Genomic DNA, 24,943 nt, shown 5'->3' with positions numbered 1-24,943 from the left:
CGCAAACAAGGCCGCCTAAGGCGGCCTTGTTACCAATCCGCCAGTACAGGCGGATCAATATTCAGCTTGGAAGCCGATCACGGCTGCACACGCTTCCACGAGAACGGGCCGAATGCGTTGTCGCTCGCGGCTGCATTGACGCTGGTATCGATGGTCAGATTGACGTATTCCTTGTCGGTGCCGGCCACCGTCGCATTGCCATGCACCACGATGCGATGGAAATTGCTGACGTTGTAGGCCGGCACATAGGCCGGATTACCCTTTACCTGCACGATGCTGTACGGATCGACCACGGTTGCACCCTTCAACACGCCATTGACCGCGCTATCGGCACAGGAGATGGTTTTTGCAGACTTGCTGCCCGTGGTGGATGGTACTTCGATCGCGCAGGCAGCCCCCTTGACCAGCGGATTGTCAGAACGATAAATGTGCGAGTCGCCATTGATCAGCAGCACCGGCTTGCCATACGCGGCAGCCTGCGCGGCAATCTTGTCGATGTATTGCTTGTATTCGGTCAGGTGGAGGTCGGTCATGGCGCCGCCATCCAGATCCCACATGTCGGCCTGCAGCATCAGCACCATGGCCTTGTCGCCATTGGCGGTCGCTTTGGCAAAGGCGTTGTCCAGCCAGCGCAGGGTTGCGCCACTGCGATTGCTGACTTCCTGCGCCTGCGCAGGGCTCATCGCGGGCACGCCATACCATGGGTCGGTGCCATTATTGCTGCCGCCCGGGATATTGGCGGTGGCAAACAGCACGCCGTTCTTCTCGAACCAGACATTCTCGACATAGTTGCTGTCGGTCGGGTGTGCCGCATCGAATTCCTGCGCCTGCGTATGCACACTCATGGCAACGCCCGGGGTCTTGCCCGGGGTGGCAAAGAAAATCGCCCGCACCAGATCAAGGTTGGCGACCGGATCACCACCGGCGTAATCGGCCCAGATACCGGTGGTGGAGTCGATAACGTAATCGATCGTGCCAGTGGTGGCATTGTAGGCACCGCCGCCTTCCTTCTTCTTGTGGCAATCGGCCCACTCGTTGTCGCCCGGCGTGTACACCATCGGCACCTTGAACGCAGACCACTGGTTCAGGATCGACTGGTTGTAGGCCTGCGTACAGTTTTGCTTGCCGGAGTGGATGTCGCCGGCGTGCAGCACCATCGAAACGGATGCATCGCTGTTGATTGCCGAGATGAACGCCGGATTGGCGTTGAATTCTGCCGTGTCGGTCTGGCTGCCGCCGTAGGGCATGTCGCCGATTACGGCCACGCTGAACTTGGTGCTGGGCGGGACGACGTTGTTATTGGTGCTCGAGTCACTGCCATCGCCGGCACAGCCGGTCAGGGCCGCAAGCGAAATCAGGCCGAGGACGGGCAACGCGCGCTTGGCAAGCGCGCCGAATCGGGTAGTACGGGAACGAATGGGCACGGCAGTCTCCGTTGAGGTGGGCGACCCTGCCGATTCAGGCAGGTGTCAAAGCCGCGCAGCTTAGGGGGCGTATGTTGCGCTCCGGTTGCATGTCGATGACATTGTGTAACCAGTTCGATACCCGCTTGTATCTTGTTGCCACATGACCCTGATTCGCCGCTCTACTCAAAAGGCCAAATACCTGGCAGCAGCAAACAAAAAGCCACCCGAAGGTGGCTCTTTTCTACTGCACGCGCTTGCCGCAAGGAGAAAAACCTTACTGCCACACCACCAGCGCATAGTTCTTCTTGCCGCGCTTGAGCAAGGTGTAGCGGCCGAACAGGCGCGCATCATCACCAACGCTGTAGTCCAGCGCTTCAACCTTGCCGCCGTTCACGGTGACTGCGCCGCTCTGGATGAAGGTACGTGCTTCGGTCTTGGACTTGGCCAGACCCGAGTTGGCCAGCGCATCCACGAGGCCCGCTACATCGCGGCCCAGTTGCACGCTGGGCATGCCGTCCTGCGCCAGTTGGGCAAAGTCATCTTCGGTCAGCGCAGCCAGGCTGTCGCTGAACAGGTTTTGCGTGATGCGCTGCGCAGCAGCCACGGCAGCCTCGCCGTGCACGATGCGGGTGATCTGCTCGGCCAGGATGCGTTGTGCTTCCGGCTTCTTGCCGCTTTCCTTGTCGGCCTGCTCGATGGCGTCAATCTCGGCCACGGGCAGGAAGGTGAAGAACTTGAGGAACTTGTACACGTCCGCATCGGCGGTATTCAGCCAGAACTGGAAGAACGCATAGGGCGAGGTCTTGCTGGCATCCAGCCAGATGGTGCCCGATTCGGTCTTGCCGAATTTGGTGCCATCGGCCTTGGTCACCAGCGGCAAGGTCAGGCCGAATACCTGTTGCTGGTTCAGGCGGCGAGTGAGGTCGGTACCGGCAGTGATGTTGCCCCACTGGTCCGAGCCACCGATCTGCAGCTTGCAATCATGGCGGCGGTTGAGCTCGGTAAAATCGTAGCCCTGCAGCAGTGCATAGGAGAACTCGGTGTACGAGATGCCCTGGTCTTCGCGGCTGATGCGTTGCTGCACCGATTCCTTCTTGATCATCACGTTGACCGAGAAGTGCTTGCCGACATCACGCAGGAATTCCAGCGCACCCATGCCGCCAAACCAGTCATAGTTGTTGGCCATCAGAGCGGCATTGCTGCCCTCGAAGCTCAGGAACGGCGAAACCTGGTCACGAATCTTGCCCACCCAGCTGGCGATTACGTCCGGGGTGTTGAGCTTGCGCTCGGTGGCCTTAAAGCTTGGGTCGCCAATCATGCCGGTGGCGCCGCCGACCAGCGCAATCGGCTTGTGGCCAGCCAGCTGGAAGCGTTTGAGCACCAGAATGGGTACCAGCGAGCCGATGTGCAGGCTGTCTGCCGTCGGGTCGAAGCCGCAATACAGCGTCACACTCTCCTTGGCCAGCAGTTCGTCCAGCGTGGCAAGGTCGGTCGACTGCGCGATCAAACCGCGATCGCTCAGATCCTGAATGAGGGTGGACTGGTGCATGGGCACGTCTCCGGTATGCGGCAATCAAAACCCGCGATTGTACCGCAAAGCCCATGCTGGCGGCGCAGCATGCCAGCCCCGCTATAGAGGAAAAAACCCTGGCGTTGTACGTCGCCCTCGGTAGCAGCCAGTTGCTTGCGGGTGCAAGACGGGAAGCTAAATGCCTCCCTGCCTTAGCGCTACCAGTTCATCAAGCAGCGCCTCTACCTTCGGCAGAAGATTAACCAGCGTAGCGCGATTTTCTTCGTCAAAATTTTCCAGTCTCTCCATAACGGCCTCAGACGAAAAAATGTAATCCTCACGTTCGGATTTCGTTACCTGAATCGGCATACCGTATGCAGCATCCAACGAGGCCAGCCAAGCAAGTCCTTCAACCAACTGATGCTTTTCAAAACAGGTGCGCACGACTGGCAATTCATCAGCTGAATATCGGTCCAGATAAATACCCGCACCACTCAGGTTCAATTCGACGCAAAACAGGTACAAGGCAACGATGAACCGGCTCAATTCGTCATCACTGACCCGCAAGTCAAAGGTCAAGTTGTCAGAGATCCACTGATAAGACCGCCACATCCTCGGCTCCAGAAATGGTCAGTACCTGCGATTCAAAATATCCTGGTCCCCGCCGCGCATGCCTTCGCCATCAATGAACTGCCTGGCCTGCATCTCGCTATCACTCAGAAAGGCAGCCTTGACGGGGGCAAGGTTGAAATAGACCAGCGCCGCCAGCGACAACAAAAGGGAAAGCACCAGCAGAATTGGCGATGGCGGAAACGGCCCGACGCCCAGCACGCGCAGCCAGACCAGCACCGTATAGACGGCCGATAGCGCCGACAGGCTGAGGGTGAGCTGCCGCCCCCAGGGTTGCAGCGTCCACAAACCATAGCTTTGTGCCAGCTGCACGATGCCCATGAACAGGGCCAACAACAATGTCAGCAACACGCGATCACCCAGCCACGGCTGCGTGCCCAGCACTAGCGCCCAGCAGCCCCAGCCAGCCAACAGCAGGCCAGTGAGCGAAAAATAGAGGGTGAACAACACCAGACCGGCAGGCCGGTTTTCCCGCGAAATGGACAAGCGCCCCTCCTGATTGACATGCCGACACCACGGCAGATACGTCGAGATCATTGCTTTCAGCATGGTAAGCAATGAAAGCGCACGCAGCAATGTTGAATCACACGGCCACCGCGCTCGTCCCCCAAGTGTGAATCCGTGGGCACCAGGCACCTGTTTCAGCCAACCATTCGTGAAATGGCCCCGGCCCGGACGCCAAGCATAAGCTTTTGAAATTTCAACAAATTTCATTAAATCATGATGCAGCTTGTGAACTGACTCTCCCCCTGCTTGCTCCTGACACACTGTCGATGCAATAGTCCTCGCGCTACCGCGCGTCGTGCACACCGCACGCGCCTGGCGGCGCTTTCACAACGCATGACATCCCGGGCCAGCACATAACCAGGCACCAGAGGATGCGAGGAGACAGAAATGCAGCAAAGCAAGTCAGCCCTGCGCCGCAGCAACGCGGCGCTGGCCACGCTCAGCCTGCTGGCGGCCATCTGGGCGCCGGCAGCACTGGCGGCAGTGGCCTGGCAGGAAGGCAATACCTATACCGCCGGCACGGTAGTGAGCTACAACGGCCACGACTACAAGGCATTGGTTACCCATACCGCCTATGTCGGCACCAACTGGAACCCGCCGGCCACACCGACCCTGTGGCAGGATCTGGGCGGCAGCTTTACCCCGACGCCCACGCCGACCCCAACGCCAACCCCGAGCGGAACACCGACCCCGGTAATCACCGTGACGCCAACTCCGCCGTCCTTCAATTGCAATTACGAAAGCCCGGCATGGCAACTTGGTCAGACCTACCCTGTTGGTAGCTGTGTTACCACGCGTAGTGGCAGTACTTTCGAGACCTGCATACACATTTATGGCGCCAAGGTGGCCAATGTTGCCATTGGCAGCAATGCCCCAGGGCTGGGCACCGCAATCTGGCAGTCGCTGGATACCGGCGCTGGCGTTTGCTTCATGACGCCGTATATCACGCCGACCCCGACGCCAACCACCTCGCCTACGCCAACGCTCACCCCCACGCCGACGATAACCCCAACACCGACCAGCACGCCGACACCGACCGTAACACCCACGCCCGGCATGCCCGGCGGCCCTGCCTGCTACGCGGACTGGTTAAGCGGTACTGCCTATACCGCTGGCGCAACGGTGACGTACAACGGGCGCAATTACGCGGCCAAATGGTGGACACAAGGTAACGTACCGGCCAGCAGCACCGGCGATGGTCAACCCTGGAATGATCTTGGCGCCTGCGCTGGCCAGCCGGTGATCAACATCACCTCGCCCACCGAGGGGCAGACATTCTCCTACGGCGATGTCTTCTTCCCGATCTCGTTCACCGGCAACGCCAGCGAGGCTGGTGGCACCGTGAAATCGATGAGCGTTTCCATCGACGGCAAGCTGGTCCAGCAAGTCAACGCTGCCTCGTTTTCGTTCCAGTGGGGCCCGATGGATGGCAACCACGTGATGAGCGTGACCGCAACCGATGACCGTGGCAACGCCAGCACCCAGTTGCGCAACTTCGTTGTGCATATCTACGGCCTGCCGACCCAGCGCCCGTCGATCACCCCGACGCCGACCACGACACCAACCCCGACGGCCACACCCACACCGACGGCGACACCAGTCCCCACCCAGATCCCGTATCCGCTGCCCAACGGCACCCTCACTGCAATCAACTGGTCATTGACGGCAACCGGGCCTCGTTCGGCCAGCGTGAGCTGGAGCGCGGAATCCAGCGTACTGGGTTTCGCTCCGGCCAATTGGTATGTCGCACTGCCTGGCGGGATCGCGGTTTATTCCAGTTCGTCCATTTCGATCGGTGACGACTTCGTCAATAACAAGGCCTATTACGGTGGGAATGGCTCGATCAACACGCTGAATGCAGCGGGCCCCTACACCCTGAAGGTGTGCGACAAAACGTTCGCACGCTGCGCGGACAGTATTGTGACGCTTTCCTTCAACGGCGTAGTTACCCCCACTCCGACCAGCACGCCGACACCGACCGTCACCCCCACGCCGATCCAGTGCCCGGCCGTGATGCCGCTGCCTGGCTACAAGGTAGTGATGGGCGACCCGGCCTATCCGTGCGGCAAACTGGTTCCTGCTGGCGACGTGGTCAGCTTCAACAACCTGCAGGCAAAATCGCCCGCCGCCGGTCAGTTGAACGTGAGCTGGAGCGTGAATGCCAGCGCGCTGTCGGGCCTGGTGCCACGTTACTGGCGTGTGCTCAATGAAAACGGCATCACCATCACGACCTCGTCGACCGTCATGGCGACTGCAGATGTGCCAGTCAGCGCCTATGGCGGCAGCCTGACTGCCAATGTGGGCAGCCTGCCGGCGCAATACCAGGTGCAACTGTGCGAAAACGCCAGCAGCACCAGCTGCGTGCTCAGCCCGCTGACCGCATTTGCTGCCAGCTCGGCCAAGCATCAACTGATCGGTTACTGGCATAACTTTGCCAACGCCTCCGGCCCGACCTTCCCGATCAGCCAGGTGTCGGATGACTGGGATGTGATCGTGCTGGCCTTTGCCGAAAACGCCGGCAGCGGCAGCGTCGCCTTCCATCTCGACCCGAGCGCGGGTAGCGAAGCGCAGTTCATTGCCGACATTGCAGCCAAGCGCGCCAAGGGCAAGAAAGTGGTGCTGTCGCTGGGCGGCCAGGATGGCTCGGTGACCCTCAACACCGACAGCGACGTTGCCAACTTCGTCGACAGCCTGTACGGCATCATCACCAAGTACGGCCTGGACGGCATCGACCTTGATCTGGAAAGCGGCAGCGGTGTCACCGCCGGTGCAGCCATCCAGGCCAACCTGGTCAAGGCCGTCAAGCAACTCAAGGCCAAGGTAGGTGCAGGCTTCTATCTGTCGATGGCGCCGGAGCACCCTTACGTGCAAGGTGGTTATGTCGCCCTCAGCGGTATCTGGGGGGCCTACCTGCCCATCATCGACGGCCTGCGGGATGAGCTGAGCGTGCTGCACGTGCAGTACTACAACAACGGCAGCTTCGTTTACACAGACGGCCGCAGCGTGAACGAAGGCACCGTAGACGCGCTGGTGGGTGGCAGCCTGATGCTGATCGAAGGCTTCAAGGCCAACTACGGCACGGGCTGGGAGTTCAAGGGTCTGCGCCCGGATCAGGTCGCCTTTGGCGTGCCAAGCGACAACTACGCAGCCGCCCGTGGCTTCGTGACTGCGGCAACGGTCAAGAACGCCCTGACCTGCCTGACCCAGCTCACCGGTTGCGACACCATCAAGCCCGCCCAGGCCTATCCGGCCTATCGTGGCGTGATGACCTGGTCGATCAACTGGGACAAGTACGACAACTACAACTTCTCGGTCCCGGCCCGTAGCGCGCTGAACGCACTGCCGTAACGCGCAGTTGGTAGTTCCTTGCAACAGGACATCGGCACAGGAAACTGTGCCGATGTTTTTTTGCACCCGCCCTGCTCCGCAAACGCCATTCTTTTGCTTATTCCCCTCGTACGCCAGTCAGCTCCCGGGCTGCAGGAACGTCACTACCGCATCCAGAAACGCCGCCGGGAATTCGACATTCGACAGATGCACCGCTGGCAGCACCAGCAACCTGCTCCCAGGGATGGCGGCAGCGATCTGCTCGCTGTGGCTGGCCAGGGTGACGGTATCGTATTGCCCGGCAATGACCAGGGTGGGCCGTTCGATCAGCGTGATGGTGCGGCGCAAATCCATATCGCGCACGGCGGCAAAATTGCCGGCCAGACCATGCGGCAGGGTTGCCAGCACCCCATCGCGGAAACGCTGGATCAGCTCGGGCTGCCCGGCGTGCATGGCCGGCGGAAACCAGTTGGTCATGAACATCTCGGCCATGGCGGTCATGTCGTCAGACCGGGCAAGGCTGTGGATCATCGTATCGAAGGAATCACCCGGGCCAAGATAGGCCGACGTATTGCACAGGATCAAACGATCCAGCCGGTTTGCCGCATGGATGCCCAGCCATTGCCCCACCATGCCGCCCAGCGACAGCCCGCAGAAATGCACCTGGGCAATGTCCAGCCCGTCGAGCAGCTCCACCACATCCCTGCCCAGGCGATCGAGCGAATACGCGCCAAGCGGCGCACCGGATTGCCCGTGGCCGCGCATGTCGTAGCGCAGCACGCGGAAATGCCTGCTCAGACCAGCAATTTGCGCATCCCACATTTCCAGCGTGGTCGCGATGGAGTTGGACAGCAGCAGCACCGGCTTGTCTGCCGGCCCGTCGAAGCGATACGCAATTTTGCAGCCGTCTCCGGCCGTGAAAAAGGAACGGGTTTCCATATCGTCACATCCTGTTCAAGTCGTCAGTTGATGCTGTGCATGCACAGTCGGACGAAGCTTAGTTGCCATCCACTCCATAAAAAATTACAAAGATAAAACCATCTTTGTCGATAAATTTGACATGAGTGATTTCACGCTGCACGAACTCCAGTGCTTCGCTGCGGTAGTCAGCACCGGCGGTTTCCAGTCGGCAGCAACCGCGCTGCACCGCTCTCATCCGGCCGTGTTTGCCGCCGTGGCCAAGCTGGAGCGTCAGCTCAACCTGAACCTGCTTGATCGCAGCGGATATCGGGTGCAGGCAACTGCCGCCGGGCAGTCCTTTTTACAGCGCGCGCAAAGCCTGCTGCGCGAAATGGAAAGCCTGCAGGCGCATGCCGCGCAACTGGCCATGGGCGAAGAAAGCGTGCTGCGCGTGGTGATCGGCGATGTCTGCCCACGCCCTTCCATGCTGGCGCTGCTCAGCCGCTTTTTTGCCACCTGCCCGGTCACGCGACTGGACCTGCATTTCGAGGCTATCGATGGCCCGCAGGAGCGGCTGCTCGATGACGACGCAGATCTCATCCTGCACCACGTGGATAAAAGCGACCCGCGCCTGGAATGGCTGGCGCTGGGCGAAATTGCCTTCGTGCCGGTAGTCGCCTCCGGCTTTCTGCCATTCCCCCCTTCGCGCGACATCACGCCGGACCAGATGCGCAGCTTTACCCAGTGCGTGATACGCAATACCGCCACGCATTCGGCCCGGCGCAGCTATTTCCTCATCGAGGGGGCGCACCAATGCACGGTGGCCGACCTGTTGATGAAGAAGGAAATCATCCTGCATGGCATGGGCTGGGGCCATCTGCCCCAATTCCTGATCGACGCCGAGTTGGGGGATGGTCGATTGCACGCCATTACGGGAGACTATCTGCCCGGCAGTGTCGTCGAGCTGGTTGCAGCCCGCCGCCGTGACCGGCCCCACGGCCCGGTGGCCAACAGGCTATGGGCGTTCATCCAGCACCATGCGCAGCAATGGCAACAAAACCCGGTCGCTTGATGGCAAGCCGGCCCACGTCGTTCACCCCCTTCTCACTGATGTCTGAGTCACTCGCCACCGCCCGCTAAAGCACGACACACTGCCGCAAGTCTGGTCGATAGGCCGCAGCAAACGCATGGCTGGCTTTTAGCGTCGTAACAGCGATGCGCTGGTCTACACGCCACAGCACTGCCCGGTGGCAGGCTGGCCTGCACCTGGGCTACCGGGTGCCCGCCAGCCGCTGATCCGCAGTCGGCCCGGCAAGCTCGATACACACAGGCACTTGCATTGATTCCATATTTCCATAAAAATGGAAATATGGAATCAAAAGTCGCTGTTACCACCCTTGCCGCACTGGCGCAGGAAACACGCCTGAGCATCTTTCGCTTGCTGGTCACGGCTGGCCCGGAAGGCTTGGCCGTCGGCCGCATCGGCGAAGCCCTCGGCGTTGCGCCGGCCACCCTGTCGTTCCACTTGAAGGAACTGGCCCATGCCGGGCTGGTAGGAACGCGGCAGGAAGGTCGCTTCATTTACTACTCGGCCAACTATGCGGCGATGAATGAATTGCTGTCTTTCCTGACCGAAAACTGCTGTAACGGCGCACCGTGCAGCATCCCCGCTGCCGCAGGCTGCTGCGACGGCGCCTGCAACTGACTTTCCCGCCAGGAGTTGCCGCATGAAACGCTTCCACGTGCATATCTCGGTTGAACAGCTCGACGAGAGCATCCGCTTTTACAGCGCGCTGTTCGACACCCCGCCGACGCTCCAGCACCCTGACTACGCCAAATGGCAGTTGGATGATCCCCGCGTGAACTTCGCCATTTCGCAGCGCGGTAGCAGCGCAGGGCTGGATCACCTGGGCCTGCAAGTGGACAGCGCGGACGAACTGGCTGCACTGCACCAGCGCCTGCAGGCTGCTGACATCAGCACGGTCAGCGAGCCGGGCACAAGCTGCTGCTATGCCGAATCGGACAAACACTGGATCACCGACCCTTCCGGCATCGCGTGGGAAGGCTTTCATACGCTGGGCAGCATCCCGACCTTCCGTCAGGAAGCCCAGGTGGCCGGAACAACTTGCTGTGCCCCCGCTGCACCCGCCATCAAAACCACGCCCGCACAACGTTGCGCCCCCGGCAGCGGTTGCTGCTGACTTACCCTGACGAGACCGCCATGAGCAATTCCCCCATCAACGTGCTGTTCCTGTGCACGGCCAACTCTGCCCGCAGCATCATGTCCGAAGGGCTGCTGAACCTGCTGGGCGGCGACCGCTTTCGCGCCTTCAGCGCTGGCAGCAAACCGGGCACTCAGCCCAACCCGCACGCCATGGCACTATTGCAGCAGGCCGGCTTCGATACTGCGGGCATGTACTCCAAAAGCTGGCATGCCTTCGAGGGCGCCGACGCACCGCAGATGGATTTGATCATCACCGTGTGCGGCAACGCGGCCAACGAGGTATGCCCGGTATGGCCAGGCCACCCCGTCAGCGCGCACTGGGGCTACGAAGACCCCCACGGCGACACCGAGGCAGAAAAACGCGCGTCGTTCGAGAAAATCTTCCTGCAGATTCGCCGCCGCATCGATGCTCTGGTTGCCTTGCCGGATCAAGCACTGCACGGCGCGGCGTTGGTACAGGCCGCGCGCGACATTGGCGCGCTCGAGGTGGATTGAGCATGAACCTGCAACGACGCCTGTTTGCCGAATGGCTGGGCACGGCCATGCTGCTGGCGGTGGTGGTGGGTTCGGGCATCATGGCCGAGCGGCTGGCCGGCGGTAACGTCGCCCTTGCCTTGCTGGCCAATGCCGTGGCCACCGGAGCCGGGCTGATCGCACTGATCCTGACTTTTGGCGGCATCTCCGGCGCCCATTTCAATCCGGCAGTCACACTGGCGGTCACCTTGCGCGGCGAGCTGAGTAGGGGTGACGCGCTGGGCTATCTGGCTGCGCAAGTGCTGGGGGCATTTTGCGGCGTAGCAGCCGCACATGGCATGTTCGATCTGCCGCTGTTTGCAGCGTCCCAGCATGTGCGCAACGGCCCGTCGCAATGGTGGAGCGAATTTGTCGCCACCTTCGGGTTGCTGGCCGTGATTTTCGGCAGCACGCGGCAACGCCCGCAGGCCACGCCTTATGCCGTTGCCTGTTACATCGTGGCCGCCTACTGGTTCACCGCCTCCACCTCGTTTGCCAACCCGGCCGTCACCTTGGCACGTGCAGCAAGCGATACCTTTGCCGGCATACGCCCGCAGGATGTGGGTGGCTTCGTGCTGGCTCAGCTTGGTGGCGCGCTGGCCGCAACGGCGTGCTTTGGCTGGCTGCTGCGTGGCGATGCTGCCTTGCAGCCTGCCGGCAAGGCAGCAGCGCCAGTACATGCATAACGCTTGGAGCCGCTAACAAAACCCTGCTGGCGGCGTTACGTTCACTGGCCGTGCGGTTTGTGGTGTCTGCGTTTTGCGTGCCTGCCAGCATCGCTGCACAGGGTTTTGTTAGCGGCTCTTAACCCGGCAGCAACGCACGCTCCAGCCTGTGCACGGCACCAGCCAGCTCGTTCTCGTCGAGATGACCAAAGCCCAGTCTTAACGCGGCAATACCCGGTTCGCCCTCGGCAAAGCGATGCGCAGTGTGCCAGTGCGCCCCATCGCGCTCCAGCCGCGCCGGTGCGGCCGGGTCGTGCAGTTGCAGCCAGAATGCCAGCCCGCCTGCCGGCAGCTCGAAATGCGCGTGGTCGGCCAATGTTTGCTGCAACAAACCCGCCAGCAGATCACGCCGTGCGTGATAAATGCGGGTGGCGCGGCGCAGGTGGCGTTTGAGCTCGCCATTGCACAGCAACTCGCACACTGCCAACTCGGTCACCGTATTACCCTGTCGGTCGATCTGCATGATTTCTTCGGCGCAGCGCGCAATGACGTCGGCCGGTGCAGCCAGATAGCCCAAGCGCAAGCCTGGGGCCAGCACCTTGGACAATGAGCCCACATAGATCACCCGCCCCGCGCCATCGCCGCTGGCCATGGGCAGGCTGGGCCGGTGGTCGTAGGAAAACTCGTGGTCGTAATCGTCCTCGACAATGGCAAAACGGTATTGCCGGGCCAGCGCAAGCAGCTGCAAACGCCTTGCCGGCGGCATGCGCCGCGTGGTGGGGAACTGGTGATGCGGCGTGAGGTAGACCGCGCGCACCGGGTGAGCCTCGCACAGCCGCGCCAGCGCTGCCGGGCACAGGCCATCCTCATCCTGCGCTGCATTGATCACTTGCGCGCCGGCAGCGCGAAAGGCCGCGCGGGCCGGCGGGTAGCTCAAATGCTCGGTCACTACCACATCGCCTGGTCGTGCCAGCACGCGGGCCGCCACGAAGATGCCCATCTGGCTGCCCCGCACCAGGCATAGCTGCTCGGGCCCGACGGCCAGGCCGCGCTCCATGGCCAGCATTTCAGCCAATGCCTCGCGCAGCGCTGGTGTGCCGCGCGGATCGGCATAGCCCAGCATGCGGCCACGTGCGCTGCGGATCAAGGCACGCCGGTAGGCACGGCCGAGCAAGTCAAAAGGGATCAGCCTTGAATCCGGCTCGCCATCGGCAAACAAGCCATGTTGCGATGTCTGCCACGACTGCAGCGGCATGACTGGCGCATGCAGCAGAAACTCGGCTTGCTGCGCCGGCACGCCACCCGGCTGCGCTGGGGCCGGGGCCGGCAAACGCGCAGCGACAAAAGTGCCACGGCGCGGCTGGCTCGCCAGCCAGCCTTGCGCCACCAGCTCGTCATACGCCTGCTGCACGGTTTTACGGTTGATGCCCAGTTGCGCCGCCATTTCGCGGCTACCCGGCAGCGGCGTGCCTGCGGCCAGGCGGCCTGCGCTGATGTCCTCGATCAACTGCTGGCATAACTGCAGGTGCAGCGCCTGCGCGGTGTGGCTCATCAACGGCACGCGTAACGACCAGGGGCGCAACATGGCTGACCTCCTTGCAACTGGACCAGTCAATTTAGCAGAACTGGCTGTTTTTTATGGACCAGTTTACGCCCAGGCTATGGTTTTCGCAGCAGGAGCTCTGCCGTGTACCACCCAGCCCTGGCACCCGCTGTACCGTTGGTCGAGCCCGTCTGGCGCGAGGCGATCAGCCCCGAAGACTTCGCTGCCAACCTGGCTGACGTCAACGCACGCATCGCCGCTGCCTGCCTGCAGGCGGGGCGCTCTCCAGCCAGTGTGCGCCTGCTGCCAGTCAGCAAGACCTGGCCGGCCGAACGGGTGCGGCTGGCGTGGCAAGCCGGCTTGCGTGAATTTGGCGAAAACCGCATACAGGAAGCCAGTGCCAAGGCGCGGGAGCTGGCCGATCTCGACGGCCTGCGCTGGGCGATCATCGGCCACCTGCAAAGCAACAAGGCACGCCAGCTGGTGCGGTTTGCCAGTGAATTCCACGCGCTGGACAGCCTGGCGCTGGCGCTGGAGCTGGACAAGCGGCTGCAGCAGGCCGGGCGCGGGCTGGACGTGCTGGTGCAGATCAATACCTCAGGCGAGGCCAGCAAGTTCGGACTGGCGCCGCAAGATGCTGCCGCCTTCCTGCATGCGCTGCGCCCGTACAGCGCGCTGCGCGTACGCGGCCTGATGACGCTGGCGCTGCACAGCCGCGATGTCCCGGCCGTGCGCCAGTGCTTTGCCGGCCTGCGCGTCTTGCGCGACCACCTGCAGCAAATCGCCCCGGCCGGCATGCAACTGGATGAGCTGTCGATGGGCATGTCGGGTGACTTCGAGCTGGCCATTGCCGAGGGCGCCACCACCGTCCGCATCGGCCAAGCGCTGTTCGGCCCGCGTGTCATGCCCGATGCGCTGTTCTGGCCGGGCTTGGCGCAATGACGCCGGCCACGGCAACCCCATTCACCACACATCCGGAGTGACCATGAGCAAGACCGCACACATCATACGCCATCTGGCTTTCGAAGGCCCCGGCTTGCTGGCCGAACTGCTGCCAGCGCATGGCTACCGGCTGCAGCAATACGATGCCGGCATCACGCCCTTGCCGGAGGCATTGCCCAATCCGGACGATCTCTTGTTGGTGCTGGGTGGCCCGCTGGGCGCCAACGATACGGCGGACTATCCGTGGCTGGCACAGGAAATCGCGCTCATCCGCAAGCAGCTGCATCGGCGCGCGCCCGTACTGGGCATCTGCCTGGGCGCGCAGTTGATGGCACGTGCGCTGGGGGCCCCCGTCATGGCCATGCCGCAACGTGAAATCGGCTATGCCCCGCTCAAGCTGAACCATGCCGGCAGTGCCTCACCATTGGCGCCATTACAGGGCGAGGCGGTGCTGCACTGGCACGGCGACCAGTTTGCGCTGCCCCACGGCGCCACATTGCTGGCGGCAAGCGCCGGCTGCCCGCACCAGGCGTTCGCCATCGACAACCATGCGCTGGCGCTGCAATTTCATCTGGAAACCGATTGGCAGGACATCGAACGCTGGCTGATTGGCCATACCGGCGAGCTGCGCGCCAGCGGCATCGCCCCGGCCAGCCTGCGCCAGGCTGCGGCGCAAGCCGGCCCGCGCCTGCGCACCCTGGCACAGCAGGTACTGAGCAACTGGCTGGCGGCCCTGCCCGGCAACCAGGCCCCCAATCCGGACTGGTGAACATGCAGCAGCACTCACCCGACTCAAACGCAAAGGAGCAAGCGCATGGTGCGTTACCGCATACGCCTCTGGCATCACGAACAGTTATGGGGCGATTTCATTGTCGAGCCGCAACGGAGCGAAGCCGTCGTGCAAGCTTTGCTGGCGCTATGGTCAGCCGGGCAAGGCTATCGCTGCGAGCTGGCTCGCGCGTCGGACGAACGCCGCATTCTGGAGAGCGGCCCGCAGGGCGTGAGAGTGCTGGGGGTGGAATACCTGTTCGAGGCCATTCCGGCCTCAGCCCCGGCATGATGCCCTAGGGCCTGTTAACACTTATTTCACGCTTGCGTTCGGGGTAGTTCGGGATGGAGCGCAAGGCGCAGAACGCGCCGCGGTACGGGTACCGCAAGCGGTTTGCAACGCAGCGAACCGCCCGAAATACCCCGAACCCGCAGGGCTGGGCCGCAAAGAGGCCATCTACGGCGTTACGCGCCTTGGCAATAACCGGTTATTGCCTGCGTTGCGTGCCTTGTAGCTGACCTCTTTGCGGCCCAGCGCAAGCGCGAAATAAGTGTTAACAGGCCCTAGTTGGCCGCTTGCGGAGCCTGCAGCGCAGCCAGCGCCGCATCATATTCGATGGGGTCGAAGCCGCTGATCTTGCGGTTGCCGATCAGCACCACCGGGTAGCCGGTGCCGCCCAGTCGCTCGAACTGCTGCGCGGCAGCCGGCTGTTTTTCCACATCCAGATCATGCCAGGCCACGCCCTTGGCATTGAAATAGGCGCGCGCCCTGGCGCAATACTGGCACCAATCGGTGCCATACAACACCACCCTCACACTGTCGGAATAATAGCTGCGGTAATCACCGCTCTCGTAACCGCCGGCACCTTGCTGCCGCGTCAATACGCCGCCCAGCAAGGCCACCAGCAAGATCAGTCCGATACCCAGCGCGGCCCTCAGCGTGCCATTCATTCCCATGTTCTCCACCACATCGGCCATCGCCAAGGCGGTGACTTTACCAGCTCTGCTACCCCACCAGCATATGCCACAGCTGCAGATCGACCTGCATCACTTGTAACAATTAACTTAATCGGTATGCAATATATCGTAAGCAAGATCGGAGCCGTCCTTCGCAACCCGTGTCCATACCATCATGACTCGCTTCCGACTTCTTGCTCTTTCTGCAGTGCTGACTACCGCCGCGCTGGCTGCCTGCGGTGGCAGCAGCAGCGACGATACCAGCAGCAATCCTTCCACCAAGGCCACGCCCACGCCGCAACCGGCGTCGGCGCCCGTCGAGGTCAAGCTGCTCTCGTTCAACGACTTTCACGGCAACCTCAAGCCGGGTGGCTCGGTCACCGTGCCGGACCCGACCGATGCCAGCAAGACCGTCTCGGTCAAGGCTGGCGGCATCGAATACATGGCGACCTGGATCAAGACGCTGCGCGCCAAGAACCCCAACAACGTGGTGGTATCAGCCGGCGACCTGATCGGTGCCAGTCCGCTGCTGTCCGCATTGTTCCATGACGAGCCGACCGTCGAGGCCATGAACGAACTGGGCCTCGATCTGAACGCCGTGGGCAACCACGAATTCGACGAAGGCAGCGAAGAGCTGCTGCGCATGCAGAACGGCGGTTGCCACAAGACCGATGGCTGCGTGGGCAAAGCCAGCTTCAGCGGTGCCAAGTTCAAGTTCCTCGCCGCCAACGTGGTGGATGAAAAAACCGGCAAGACGCTGTTCCCGGCCTACAACATCAAGACCTTCAACGGCATCAAGGTGGCCTTCATCGGCATGACACTGAAGGGCACCCCCAGCATCGTCACCCCGTCGGGCGTGGCCGGCCTGAAGTTTCTTGACGAAGCCGACACCGCCAACAAGCTGGTGCCCGAGCTGAAAGCACAAGGCATCGAGGCCATCGTGGTGCTGCTGCACGAAGGCGGCATGCAAACCGGCCAGTTCAACGAGTGCAAGGGCATTTCTGGCGCCATCGTCGATATCGTCAACCGCATGGACAAGGCCATCGACGTGGTGGTGAGCGGCCACACGCACCAGTCGTACAACTGCCAGATCAACGGCAAGCTGGTGACAAGCGCCAACCAGTATGGCCGCATGATTTCGGAAATCGACCTCAAGCTCGACCCGGTTACGCGCGACGTGATCAAGAGCAGCGCCAACAACGTGGTGGTGACCAATGACGTCGCACGCGATGCGGTGCAGACCGACCTGATCAACAAGTACGACGCCATGGTGAAGCCGCTGGAAAACCGCATCGTCGGCAAAATCGGCGGCACCCTCACCAAGGCCGTCAACCCGGCCGGCGAATCGCTGCTGGGCGACGTGATTGCCGATGCCCAACTGGCCGCCACCAGCGATGCCAAGCTGGGCGCTGCGCAGATCGCCTTCATGAACCCGGGCGGCGTGCGTGCCGACCTCACCCCGGATGCCAGCGGCAACGTCACCTACGGCCTGCTGTTCACCACCCAGCCCTTCGGCAACAGCCTGGTGACGCTGACAGTGACCGGCGCACAAATCAAGGAGCTGCTGGAGCAACAGTTTGCCGGCTACAGCAACAACCAGCCGTATGACCGCGTGCTGCAATCGTCGGCCGGCTTTACCTACAGCTGGGACAGCAGCAAACCGGGCGGCCAGAAGGTGGACGCCAACAGCATCAAGCTGAACGGCGTGCTGATTGCGCCGACAGCCACCTACCGCATCACCGTGAACAACTTCATGGCCACCGGCGGCGACAACTTCACCGTGCTGATCCAGGGCCAGAACGTACTGGGGGGGGCGCAGGATATCGACGCGCTGGAAGCCTACATCAAGGCCCGTTCACCGCTGGCCGTGCCCACGCTCAACCGCGTGACCAAGACCAAGTAACGCCTGCACAACCGATTGCTCGCTCTGTTTGCCGCCGGCTTGCCCGGCGGTTTTTTTTGGCCATTTCTGGCATGAGGCACAGCCATTGAAAGCGCCGTCAAAAAACCTTAGAAAAGCCCTCATGCCAATGTAATGGCCGCTCTTTAGCCTCCGGGTGCTTTCAACCCCGACCCGGAGCAACCATGAACAACCGCAAGCCCACCCTCTTGCTGGCCGCAACACTGCTGGCCTTGAGCACTGCCGCTGGCGCCGCCACGCTGGATGAACTCGCCTACCGCTGGGCGCCGGTACACTATCAGGACACCGACAGCAGCGACTTTGCGTCCGACTACCTGACTGCGGTTGATTATGATGGCGACTGGAGCGGCATCAACAACTGGGATAACCGCACGCGTTACCCGCTCAAGGCGGCGATGTATTACTCCGTGGTGGAAAGCTGCAGCCACTGGTTCATCAATTATTCCTTCTTCCACCCGCGCGACTGGTCGGACACCATTTTTGACGGCGAGCACGAGAACGATCTGGAAGGCGTATTGCTGGCCGTGCGCAAGGATGGCAGCAGCTACGGCAAGGTCGATGGCATGCTCACCATCTTCCATACCGACTTCTATGCCTACACTCCGGCGGGCAGCCCGCTGCTCAACGGCCACGAAACCATAGACGGCACGCTGTCGTTCGAGAATGATAACGGCACGCTGCGCCCCAAGACCGCCGCCCAATCCAAGGGCCACGGTGTGAAGGCCTGGCCCTACATCACCGACTTTACCGGCGCCGGCAATCAGGACGGCGTGATTTACTATCCCACGCAGGGCGATGGCGGCATCCCGACCTCGGGCAATGACCGGCACGTGCCCTACCGCCTGATCAACATCTTCCAGTCCGGCGGCATGTGGACTCACGCGCTGGCCGATGCCCAGATCAGTGGTAAGGGCACTACCTTTGCCACTTGGGGTACTTTCCGTGGCGATGGTGGCGGCGGTTGCGGTTCGGGCGCCAAAATCTGCACCACCGACTCGGCCCACGCACCGTGGGGCTGGGACGACGACAACGACGGCACCAGCTATCGCGGCGAATGGGCGCTGGACCCGGCCCACCTGTTCAACTTCTATTTCGATGGCACCACGTTCAGCGAAACCTATCTGAGCAACCAGTATCTGGACGACATGCGCCGCATGGGCTGGGCCACTGGCCACGTGCCGGCCGGCTATGACAACAAGGCCGACCTGAGCACGATGCTAAACAAACTGGGTAGCGTTTGCCGCTGACGCCGCCGTGCCGGGCTACCACACAGGCTGCCCGGCACTTGCGGACAGATGCGGCAGCGCCCTATCAAACCCGCCGCAACACCTCAGCCAGTTGCGCGGACGACAGGTTCATGGCCCGGCCAAAACCGGCGATGAAACGGGCGCTATCCGGTTCGATCAACATCAGCATGAAATCACTGAATGAAAACAGTGCTTCGCTCTCGGGCAACCGTGCCAGGTACGCGTTGCGTGCTTCTGCATGGCGCGGATGCCCGGGCCCGCACACCACAACCTTGCCCTGCAGGCTCAAGCGCGGCAAGGCCAGCGGCGTATCGGCCATGCTGGCCGGTGCTGTTACAAGCAGCCCCGCCACCGGCTGCTGCAACATATCCTGCGTATGCGATGCCAGCCGGCTCACATGCACCACCCATGCAGTCCCGCACACGGCAAACGGCGCCATGGATACAGCAGGCAAACCAGCGTGCAACGTAGCCACTGCAGCTACAGGTTGTGCTTGCAGCAAGGCGTGGAGGACATGGACCTCTTCATCGGTCATCGGGCAAGCAGGCATCATGCCACACAGTCTATGCCGCTTTTTGCCATGCGGCCTTTCTGCACTGCTTGATATACTTACAAGAAAGCGGCAGTCCTGTCGGCAAACCGCGCACTCCGGCCTTTGGGCATCAATCAAAGTGACTGGTTCAGGGGCAGCGCACCCAAGGGGGCAATATGGCAGATACCTTGATCGCCGAGCTTTCGGCCACGCTGGGCAAGGAACAATCCTTTGAAGCACTGGTGCGGCAATTGCTGTCCATGCTGGAGCTGGTCACCGATCTGGAATCCACCTACCTGACCCAGATTGATCTGGAAGCCGGCCAGCAGCACATCCTGTACGCGCGCAACAGCCAGCGCCTGCAAATTCCGGAAGGACTGACCGTGCCCTGGGGCGACACGTTGTGCAAGCGCGCGCTGGACGAAGACCGCTGCTTTACCGACGATGTGGCCAATGTCTGGGGGGATTCGGAAGCCGCCACCGCATTAGGCATTGCAACCTATGCCAGCACCCCGGTGCGACTGGAAGACGGCAGCCTGTATGGCACGCTGTGCGCTGCCAGCTCCGCCCGCAAACCCCTAACCGACCATGGCGCGCAGGTCTTGCAGCTGTTTGCCGGTCTGATTGCCCGCCATATCGAAAAAGAACAACTGGTGCAGCAACTGCAAGCTGCCAATGCGGCCCTGACTGCACACTCCTACACCGACGCACTCACCAATCTGCCCAACCGCCGCGCGGTATTCGAAGAGTTGCCCCGCCTGTTTGCCATCGCCCGGCGCGAGGGTCGTGACGTAATGATTGCCTTCATCGACCTCGATGGCTTCAAGCAGATCAACGACCAGCACGGCCACGAAGCGGGCGACGCCTTCCTGATCCAGACCGGCAAACGGCTGCACGACGGGCTGCGCGCCGGCGACATTCTCGGCCGGCTGGGGGGCGATGAATTCATCGTCGCCGGCATTGGCCCCGGCAGCCACCACGACGCAACCGAAGCCGCCCGCGCCATGAAAGCCCGCCTCACCCCGCTGCTGCAAGGCCAGTTCGACCTTGGCCCGTGTCGCATCGACTACCCCGGCGCCAGCATCGGCATCATCGCCACCAACCCGGCTACCAGCACGCCGGAAACGGCCTTGCGCGAGGCCGATACGGCCATGTACCAAGAAAAGCAGCGACGCAGGCAGGGGACTACTGCGACATACTGGGTGCAGACGTAAAAGCCAGTTGGGTTACACGGTCACTTTTGTGCAGCCACCGCACTGACTCCTCCCAGAGAGGCTTTGGGGAGAAGTCTGTTCAGTGGTTTTTTTGATTGTTTCATTTTTTAAATCAGCTTTCGCTTTTTTAATCAATCCACGAAGAAACAGATGCTCGCCGCCATCCAGGCGAATCCGACTGTAAATATTTTCAAGCCTATGCAGGGCCTCATTAGTCTTTAGCTCGGACAATCGCCCCAACGCCTGATCCCAGGCAAAAAGATAAGGCAGATCAACATCCTGATCGCCCGCCCTTCCAGGAAATGCGTTGAAATAGCTTTGAACGGCCAGATGAAAAAGAACATCCGGATTCTGTTCATCGCCCAACAAAAGCTTGACTTCTTGCTGAAGCGTCTCCTGGCGCTTATCGCTGTCCGGCCGGCCTGCAGCATTTTCCGAGTCTCGTCGCTCCGCCATTACCTGAAGCGCTGCCGAGAAAACTGCAGTCCGTTTTAACACATCCATTTTGCTCAATGTCTGCGCGAAAGCAGAGCACGTATACAAACAAAGAAAAACAAGAAAGATCCGCTTCACATTACCCACCAAAAAACTCAAATACAATCCAGCCAGATTTCTGGAAAAATCCAATCAAACTTGATAATGAAAAGCAAATATTCGCCTTCACCCCCAAAGGCGAAACCACCCCATTTTTCATGCCATGATATTTGGACGACGGCCTGCCATTTCCTCGCCCAAGCAGATCACACACCGTCCGGAATCCATCTTGCCAATGAATGCGCCCCCCTCGCAAGACCGGTGATTGCTCCGACCAGATCGGCCTCGCCATAGTCGCCGCCGCCCACCACGGCTATAATCGCGCTTTACCTGTCCATCGGCATCGTCCCTCATGTCGCCGCGTTTGCAAGCCCTGCAGCCCTACCCCTTCCAGAAACTGCGCGCCCTGTTCGCCGGGGTCACGCCCAATCCGGCGCTGGCCCATGTCAATCTGTCGATAGGCGAACCCAAGCACCCTACGCCGCAGCTGGTAAAGGACGCACTGGTCGCCCATTTCGACGGGCTGGCCGCCTACCCGGCCACCCTGGGTTCGGATGCGCTGCGCGGCAGCATTGCCGCCTGGGCCGAGCGCCGCTATGCGCTGAAGCTCAATCCCGCGAAGGAAATCATTCCGGTCAACGGCAGCCGCGAGGCCTTATTCTCGTTCGCACAAACGGTGATCGATGCCAGCGGTGACAGCAAGCCGGTGGTGATCTCGCCCAACCCGTTCTACCAGATTTATGAAGGCGCCGCGCTGCTGGCTGGCGCTGAGCCCTATTACGTTAATTGCCTGGCCGCCAAGCGCTTCCAGCCGGACTGGGCCAATGTGCCGGAAGACGTCTGGGCGCGCACGCAGCTGGTGTTCGTCTGCTCGCCGGGCAACCCGACCGGCGCGGTTGCGTCGCTGGACGACTGGCGCGAGCTGTTTGCGCTGTCCGACCGCTATGGCTTCGTGATCGCCAGCGATGAATGCTATTCCGAAATCTACTTCAACGATGCCAAGCCGCTGGGTGGGCTGGAGGCAGCCAAGCTGCTGGGGCGCGATTTCAGCCGGCTGGTGATTTTCTCGTCGCTGTCCAAGCGCTCCAACGTGCCGGGCATGCGTTCAGGCTTTGTGGCCGGCGATGCGGCCATCCTTGAACAATTCCTGCTCTATCGCACCTACCACGGCTGTGCGATGAGCCCCAGCGTGCAGGCAGCCAGTGCCGCCGCATGGGATGACGAAGCCCACGTGCTCGACAACCGCGTGCAGTACACTGCCAAGTTCAATGCCGTTACGCAACGCCTGCAAACGGTGCTGGATGTGAACCTGCCCGATGCCTCGTTCTATCTGTGGGCCAAGGTGCCGGCCCACGTGGCTGGCGGCGACGATGCCGAGTTCGCCCGCCGCCTGTATGCCGAACAACATGTGACCGTGCTGCCGGGCTCCTATCTAGCGCGTGAGGCACACGGCGTGAACCCCGGCGCCGGCTATGTGCGGATTGCGCTAGTGGCACCATTGGCCGAGTGCGTGGAAGCCGCCGAGCGCATCGTGCGTTTTTGCCAGCCGGCCTGAGCCCGAACAGACACCATCAGAATTCAAACCGATTACCAGCGAGGAAGCCCCATGAGCCAACTGCAAACCGTTATCGAAACCGCATTCGAAAACCGTGCCGACATCAACCCGGGCAATGTCTCGGCCGAGCTGCGCGATGCCATCAACGAAGTCATCAACGGTCTGGACAAGGGCGCGCTGCGCGTGGCCGAAAAGATCGGCGGTGCATGGCAAACCCACCAGTGGCTGAAAAAAGCCGTGCTGCTGTCCTTCCGCATCAACGACAACGCGCCGATGCCGGGTGGTTCCACCCAGTATTTCGACAAGGTGCCGAGCAAGTTCGACAGCTACACCGAGGCAGACTTCCGTGCCGGCGGCTTCCGCGTAGTGCCGAATGCCATCGCACGCAAGGGCGCGCACATCGGCAAGAACGTGGTACTGATGCCGTCCTACGTCAACATCGGTGCTTATGTGGATGACGGCACCATGGTCGATACCTGGGCCACCGTCGGTTCGTGCGCGCAGATCGGCAAGAACGTGCACCTGTCGGGTGGCGTCGGCATCGGCGGCGTGCTGGAACCGCTGCAAGCCAATCCGACCATCATCGAAGACAACTGCTTCATCGGCGCACGCTCGGAAGTGGTGGAAGGCGTGATCGTCGAAGAAGGCTCGGTGATCTCGATGGGTGTTTACATCGGCCAATCGACCAAGATTTTCGACCGCGAAACCGGCGAAGTCACCTACGGCCGCATCCCGGCCGGCTCGGTGGTCGTATCGGGCAACCTGCCTTCGAGCGATGGCAGCTATAGCTTGTATTGCGCCGTGATCGTGAAGAAGGTAGACGAAAAGACCCGCGGCAAGGTCGGCATCAACGAACTGCTGCGCGGCATCTGATCAGCCGACTACATCGCGCAACACCCACAAAAACCCCGCAATTGCGGGGTTTTTGTTGTTTCGGGCAAGCTGCACCCGCCGTCACAACGCGCCCTTGCGCCCCGGCTGGTGGGGCAAATACGGCAATGTGATATACAACAACACAAGTAGCCACAGGTCAGGCCCGATCGCCGGCCAGGCTTTATACTGATCATACCCAAGTTGCCTGCCACGCCGACATGACTGCCCTTGCCGCCCCCGCCAGCGCCAACAAGACCGCCACGCAACTGCGTAGCGAGCGCTTTGCCATGCTGGAAGACATTGCCGCCGAAATGACCGGCGACATCATCTTCCCCACCTGCTTTGATTCGGCCATCCAGATCGGTACCGTCATGCGCAGCCCGCGCGCTTCCATGGGCCAGGTTGCGGCCGCAGTCGGCGCCGACCCGCTGGTAGCCAGCAAATTGCTGCGCATGGCCAACTCGGCCATGTACAACAGTGGCGGCAAGCAGATTACCAATGTCGAGGCAGCCGTCATCCGCCTGGGCATGTCCACCGTGCGCAACACCGCGCTGGCCTGCGCCATGGAGCAGATGCTGCGCGCGCGTCAGCTGGTCGCATTTGAAAGCCTGTCCAAGGCGCTGTGGGATCACTCGCTCAAGACAGCGGCCTATGCGCGCGTGCTGGCCGCCAAACTCACCCGCGTCAACCCGGAAACGGCCATGTTTACCGGCCTGGTGCACGACCTGGGCGCGTTCTACATGCTGGACCGGGCCGGGCGCTATACCGAGCTGACCGAGCGCCCTGCCACCGTGTCCTATCTGATCGCCCAGTGGCACGAGAGCATAGGCAACGTACTGATGGAGGCGCTGGAGCTGCCGGAAGAAATCGTCGAAGCCACGCGCGAGCTGGATCAACCCGTGCCGCCAGTCACCGCGCTGCGCTCGCTCAAGGACGTCATCTTCGTCGCCAACCTGTTTGCCGGTGGACTGGACGAAATGGCCCGCCAGGATCTGGGCGACCTGACCGAACGGCCCGAGCTGCAGCAGCCGGAATTCGTGGCGCTGCAGGCAGAAATGGACGAGGCATACCACCATCTGGTGCATGCGTTTTAAGAGCCGCCAACAAACCCTGCTGGCGGCGCGTTACGCTCACTGGCCGCACGCCTCGCAGGGCCTGCATCAGCATCACCGCGC

At 61.6% G+C, this 24,943-nt stretch carries 24 protein-coding genes; 15 read left to right on the top strand and 9 right to left on the bottom strand.

The genetic code is table 11. The features are described from left to right. Positions 1–77 precede the first annotated feature (77 nt). The 4 genes from B9A19_RS10765 to B9A19_RS10750 all read right to left on the bottom strand — a co-directional run bounded on the left by B9A19_RS10765 (position 78) and on the right by B9A19_RS10750 (position 4,260). Positions 78–1,424 carry a metallophosphoesterase gene (locus tag B9A19_RS10765; RefSeq protein WP_084090800.1) on the bottom strand — a complete coding sequence of 449 codons (1,347 nt, stop codon included), beginning with the start codon at positions 1,422–1,424 and terminating at the stop codon, positions 78–80. Between the two features lie 256 nt (positions 1,425–1,680). Next, positions 1,681–2,955 carry a tyrosine--tRNA ligase gene (tyrS, locus tag B9A19_RS10760; protein ID WP_084090799.1) on the bottom strand — a complete coding sequence of 425 codons (1,275 nt, stop codon included), beginning with the start codon at positions 2,953–2,955 and terminating at the stop codon, positions 1,681–1,683. Positions 2,956–3,111: 156 nt separating this feature from the next. Beyond that, positions 3,112–3,495, bottom strand: a complete 384-nt coding sequence (locus B9A19_RS10755) for a hypothetical protein (protein WP_139798775.1) — start codon at positions 3,493–3,495, stop codon at positions 3,112–3,114. Between the two features lie 51 nt (positions 3,496–3,546). Beyond that, positions 3,547–4,260, bottom strand: coding sequence for a hypothetical protein (locus tag B9A19_RS10750; protein WP_139798774.1), 714 nt, complete (start codon positions 4,258–4,260; stop codon positions 3,547–3,549). A 180-nt stretch (positions 4,261–4,440) separates the two neighbouring features. Here B9A19_RS10750 and B9A19_RS23055 point away from each other — a divergent pair, with 180 nt between their 5' ends. Further along, a complete protein-coding gene (locus tag B9A19_RS23055) occupies positions 4,441–7,401 on the top strand; it encodes a carbohydrate-binding protein (protein ID WP_245804327.1) in 2,961 nt (986 codons plus the stop codon). Between the two features lie 117 nt (positions 7,402–7,518). Here B9A19_RS23055 and B9A19_RS10730 read toward each other — a convergent pair whose 3' ends face one another. Beyond that, entirely contained in the window at positions 7,519–8,319 is an 801-nt protein-coding gene (locus tag B9A19_RS10730) for an alpha/beta fold hydrolase (protein ID WP_084090796.1), read from the bottom strand. Between the two features lie 121 nt (positions 8,320–8,440). On the opposite strand from B9A19_RS10730, the gene B9A19_RS10725 reads away from it, so the two are divergent. The 5 genes from B9A19_RS10725 to B9A19_RS10705 all read left to right on the top strand — a co-directional run bounded on the left by B9A19_RS10725 (position 8,441) and on the right by B9A19_RS10705 (position 11,703). Continuing rightward, positions 8,441–9,352 (top strand): LysR family transcriptional regulator, encoded by a 912-nt coding sequence (locus tag B9A19_RS10725; RefSeq protein WP_084090795.1) that lies wholly within the window; start codon positions 8,441–8,443, stop codon positions 9,350–9,352. A 297-nt stretch (positions 9,353–9,649) separates the two neighbouring features. Next, positions 9,650–9,985 (top strand): ArsR/SmtB family transcription factor, encoded by a 336-nt coding sequence (locus B9A19_RS10720; protein ID WP_084090794.1) that lies wholly within the window; start codon positions 9,650–9,652, stop codon positions 9,983–9,985. A 22-nt stretch (positions 9,986–10,007) separates the two neighbouring features. Next, complete coding sequence (locus B9A19_RS10715; protein ID WP_084090793.1) at positions 10,008–10,481, top strand: ArsI/CadI family heavy metal resistance metalloenzyme; 474 nt, start codon at positions 10,008–10,010, stop codon at positions 10,479–10,481. A gap of 20 nt (positions 10,482–10,501) precedes the next feature. Next, positions 10,502–10,999, top strand: coding sequence for an arsenate reductase ArsC (locus B9A19_RS10710; protein WP_084090873.1), 498 nt, complete (start codon positions 10,502–10,504; stop codon positions 10,997–10,999). A gap of 2 nt (positions 11,000–11,001) precedes the next feature. After that, positions 11,002–11,703, top strand: coding sequence for an aquaporin (locus tag B9A19_RS10705; RefSeq protein WP_084090792.1), 702 nt, complete (start codon positions 11,002–11,004; stop codon positions 11,701–11,703). Between the two features lie 118 nt (positions 11,704–11,821). Here B9A19_RS10705 and pdxR read toward each other — a convergent pair whose 3' ends face one another. Then, entirely contained in the window at positions 11,822–13,267 is a 1,446-nt protein-coding gene (gene pdxR / locus B9A19_RS10700) for a MocR-like pyridoxine biosynthesis transcription factor PdxR (RefSeq protein WP_084090791.1), read from the bottom strand. A gap of 102 nt (positions 13,268–13,369) precedes the next feature. On the opposite strand from pdxR, the gene B9A19_RS10695 reads away from it, so the two are divergent. The 3 genes from B9A19_RS10695 to B9A19_RS10685 are packed head-to-tail and all read left to right on the top strand — an operon-like array spanning position 13,370 to position 15,227. Beyond that, a complete protein-coding gene (locus B9A19_RS10695; RefSeq protein ID WP_245804326.1) occupies positions 13,370–14,167 on the top strand; it encodes a YggS family pyridoxal phosphate-dependent enzyme in 798 nt (265 codons plus the stop codon). A gap of 43 nt (positions 14,168–14,210) precedes the next feature. Then, positions 14,211–14,936, top strand: coding sequence for a glutamine amidotransferase (locus B9A19_RS10690; RefSeq protein WP_084090790.1), 726 nt, complete (start codon positions 14,211–14,213; stop codon positions 14,934–14,936). Between the two features lie 45 nt (positions 14,937–14,981). Then, positions 14,982–15,227, top strand: a complete 246-nt coding sequence (locus B9A19_RS10685; protein ID WP_084090789.1) for a hypothetical protein — start codon at positions 14,982–14,984, stop codon at positions 15,225–15,227. Between the two features lie 272 nt (positions 15,228–15,499). Here the strand turns inward: B9A19_RS10685 and B9A19_RS10680 are convergent, their stop codons facing one another. Then, the gene (locus tag B9A19_RS10680) at positions 15,500–15,886 is read right to left on the bottom strand and encodes a glutaredoxin family protein (protein WP_176216883.1); all 387 of its coding nucleotides are present in this window, start codon (positions 15,884–15,886) and stop codon (positions 15,500–15,502) included. A 181-nt stretch (positions 15,887–16,067) separates the two neighbouring features. Here B9A19_RS10680 and B9A19_RS10675 point away from each other — a divergent pair, with 181 nt between their 5' ends. After that, positions 16,068–17,795, top strand: a complete 1,728-nt coding sequence (locus B9A19_RS10675) for a bifunctional metallophosphatase/5'-nucleotidase (RefSeq protein ID WP_084090787.1) — start codon at positions 16,068–16,070, stop codon at positions 17,793–17,795. Positions 17,796–17,977: 182 nt separating this feature from the next. Next, positions 17,978–19,060, top strand: coding sequence for a hypothetical protein (locus B9A19_RS10670; protein ID WP_084090786.1), 1,083 nt, complete (start codon positions 17,978–17,980; stop codon positions 19,058–19,060). Between the two features lie 64 nt (positions 19,061–19,124). Here B9A19_RS10670 and B9A19_RS10665 read toward each other — a convergent pair whose 3' ends face one another. Then, positions 19,125–19,499, bottom strand: coding sequence for a hypothetical protein (locus tag B9A19_RS10665; RefSeq protein WP_444541715.1), 375 nt, complete (start codon positions 19,497–19,499; stop codon positions 19,125–19,127). Positions 19,500–19,768: 269 nt separating this feature from the next. Between B9A19_RS10665 and B9A19_RS10660 the strand changes: the two genes are divergently transcribed. After that, positions 19,769–20,806 (top strand): sensor domain-containing diguanylate cyclase, encoded by a 1,038-nt coding sequence (locus B9A19_RS10660; RefSeq protein ID WP_084090784.1) that lies wholly within the window; start codon positions 19,769–19,771, stop codon positions 20,804–20,806. A 12-nt stretch (positions 20,807–20,818) separates the two neighbouring features. Here B9A19_RS10660 and B9A19_RS10655 read toward each other — a convergent pair whose 3' ends face one another. Further along, a complete protein-coding gene (locus B9A19_RS10655) occupies positions 20,819–21,433 on the bottom strand; it encodes a hypothetical protein (protein ID WP_139798772.1) in 615 nt (204 codons plus the stop codon). Between the two features lie 259 nt (positions 21,434–21,692). Between B9A19_RS10655 and dapC the strand changes: the two genes are divergently transcribed. The 3 genes from dapC to B9A19_RS10640 all read left to right on the top strand — a co-directional run bounded on the left by dapC (position 21,693) and on the right by B9A19_RS10640 (position 24,862). Further along, on the top strand, positions 21,693–22,895 hold the full coding sequence (gene dapC, locus B9A19_RS10650) for a succinyldiaminopimelate transaminase (protein WP_084090782.1): 1,203 nt from the start codon (positions 21,693–21,695) through the stop codon (positions 22,893–22,895). A gap of 51 nt (positions 22,896–22,946) precedes the next feature. Then, positions 22,947–23,768, top strand: a complete 822-nt coding sequence (gene dapD, locus B9A19_RS10645) for a 2,3,4,5-tetrahydropyridine-2,6-dicarboxylate N-succinyltransferase (protein ID WP_084090781.1) — start codon at positions 22,947–22,949, stop codon at positions 23,766–23,768. Positions 23,769–23,986: 218 nt separating this feature from the next. Beyond that, on the top strand, positions 23,987–24,862 hold the full coding sequence (locus B9A19_RS10640; protein ID WP_084090780.1) for an HDOD domain-containing protein: 876 nt from the start codon (positions 23,987–23,989) through the stop codon (positions 24,860–24,862). The last annotated feature ends 81 nt before the right edge of the window (positions 24,863–24,943 follow it).

This window comes from Andreprevotia lacus DSM 23236, from assembly GCF_900176275.1.
GTDB classification, from domain to species: Bacteria; Pseudomonadota; Gammaproteobacteria; order Burkholderiales; family Chitinibacteraceae; genus Andreprevotia; species Andreprevotia lacus.
This window is presented reverse-complemented; position numbering and strand designations above follow the sequence as displayed.

Coding starts and splice junctions, on each gene's coding strand:
- tyrS (WP_084090799.1), bottom strand. CDS start 2,955: ATGCACCAGTCCACCCTCATTCAGGATCTGAGCGATCGCGGTTTGATC.
- B9A19_RS10710 (WP_084090873.1), top strand. CDS start 10,502: ATGAGCAATTCCCCCATCAACGTGCTGTTCCTGTGCACGGCCAACTCT.
- B9A19_RS23055 (WP_245804327.1), top strand. CDS start 4,441: ATGCAGCAAAGCAAGTCAGCCCTGCGCCGCAGCAACGCGGCGCTGGCC.
- dapC (WP_084090782.1), top strand. CDS start 21,693: ATGTCGCCGCGTTTGCAAGCCCTGCAGCCCTACCCCTTCCAGAAACTG.
- B9A19_RS10665 (WP_444541715.1), bottom strand. CDS start 19,499: ATGGCGCCGTTTGCCGTGTGCGGGACTGCATGGGTGGTGCATGTGAGC.
- B9A19_RS10690 (WP_084090790.1), top strand. CDS start 14,211: ATGAGCAAGACCGCACACATCATACGCCATCTGGCTTTCGAAGGCCCC.
- B9A19_RS10725 (WP_084090795.1), top strand. CDS start 8,441: ATGAGTGATTTCACGCTGCACGAACTCCAGTGCTTCGCTGCGGTAGTC.
- B9A19_RS10720 (WP_084090794.1), top strand. CDS start 9,650: ATGGAATCAAAAGTCGCTGTTACCACCCTTGCCGCACTGGCGCAGGAA.
- B9A19_RS10675 (WP_084090787.1), top strand. CDS start 16,068: ATGACTCGCTTCCGACTTCTTGCTCTTTCTGCAGTGCTGACTACCGCC.
- B9A19_RS10705 (WP_084090792.1), top strand. CDS start 11,002: ATGAACCTGCAACGACGCCTGTTTGCCGAATGGCTGGGCACGGCCATG.
- B9A19_RS10660 (WP_084090784.1), top strand. CDS start 19,769: ATGGCAGATACCTTGATCGCCGAGCTTTCGGCCACGCTGGGCAAGGAA.
- dapD (WP_084090781.1), top strand. CDS start 22,947: ATGAGCCAACTGCAAACCGTTATCGAAACCGCATTCGAAAACCGTGCC.
- B9A19_RS10750 (WP_139798774.1), bottom strand. CDS start 4,260: ATGAAATTTGTTGAAATTTCAAAAGCTTATGCTTGGCGTCCGGGCCGG.
- B9A19_RS10730 (WP_084090796.1), bottom strand. CDS start 8,319: ATGGAAACCCGTTCCTTTTTCACGGCCGGAGACGGCTGCAAAATTGCG.
- B9A19_RS10715 (WP_084090793.1), top strand. CDS start 10,008: ATGAAACGCTTCCACGTGCATATCTCGGTTGAACAGCTCGACGAGAGC.
- B9A19_RS10680 (WP_176216883.1), bottom strand. CDS start 15,886: ATGAATGGCACGCTGAGGGCCGCGCTGGGTATCGGACTGATCTTGCTG.
- B9A19_RS10670 (WP_084090786.1), top strand. CDS start 17,978: ATGAACAACCGCAAGCCCACCCTCTTGCTGGCCGCAACACTGCTGGCC.
- pdxR (WP_084090791.1), bottom strand. CDS start 13,267: ATGTTGCGCCCCTGGTCGTTACGCGTGCCGTTGATGAGCCACACCGCG.
- B9A19_RS10640 (WP_084090780.1), top strand. CDS start 23,987: ATGACTGCCCTTGCCGCCCCCGCCAGCGCCAACAAGACCGCCACGCAA.
- B9A19_RS10685 (WP_084090789.1), top strand. CDS start 14,982: ATGGTGCGTTACCGCATACGCCTCTGGCATCACGAACAGTTATGGGGC.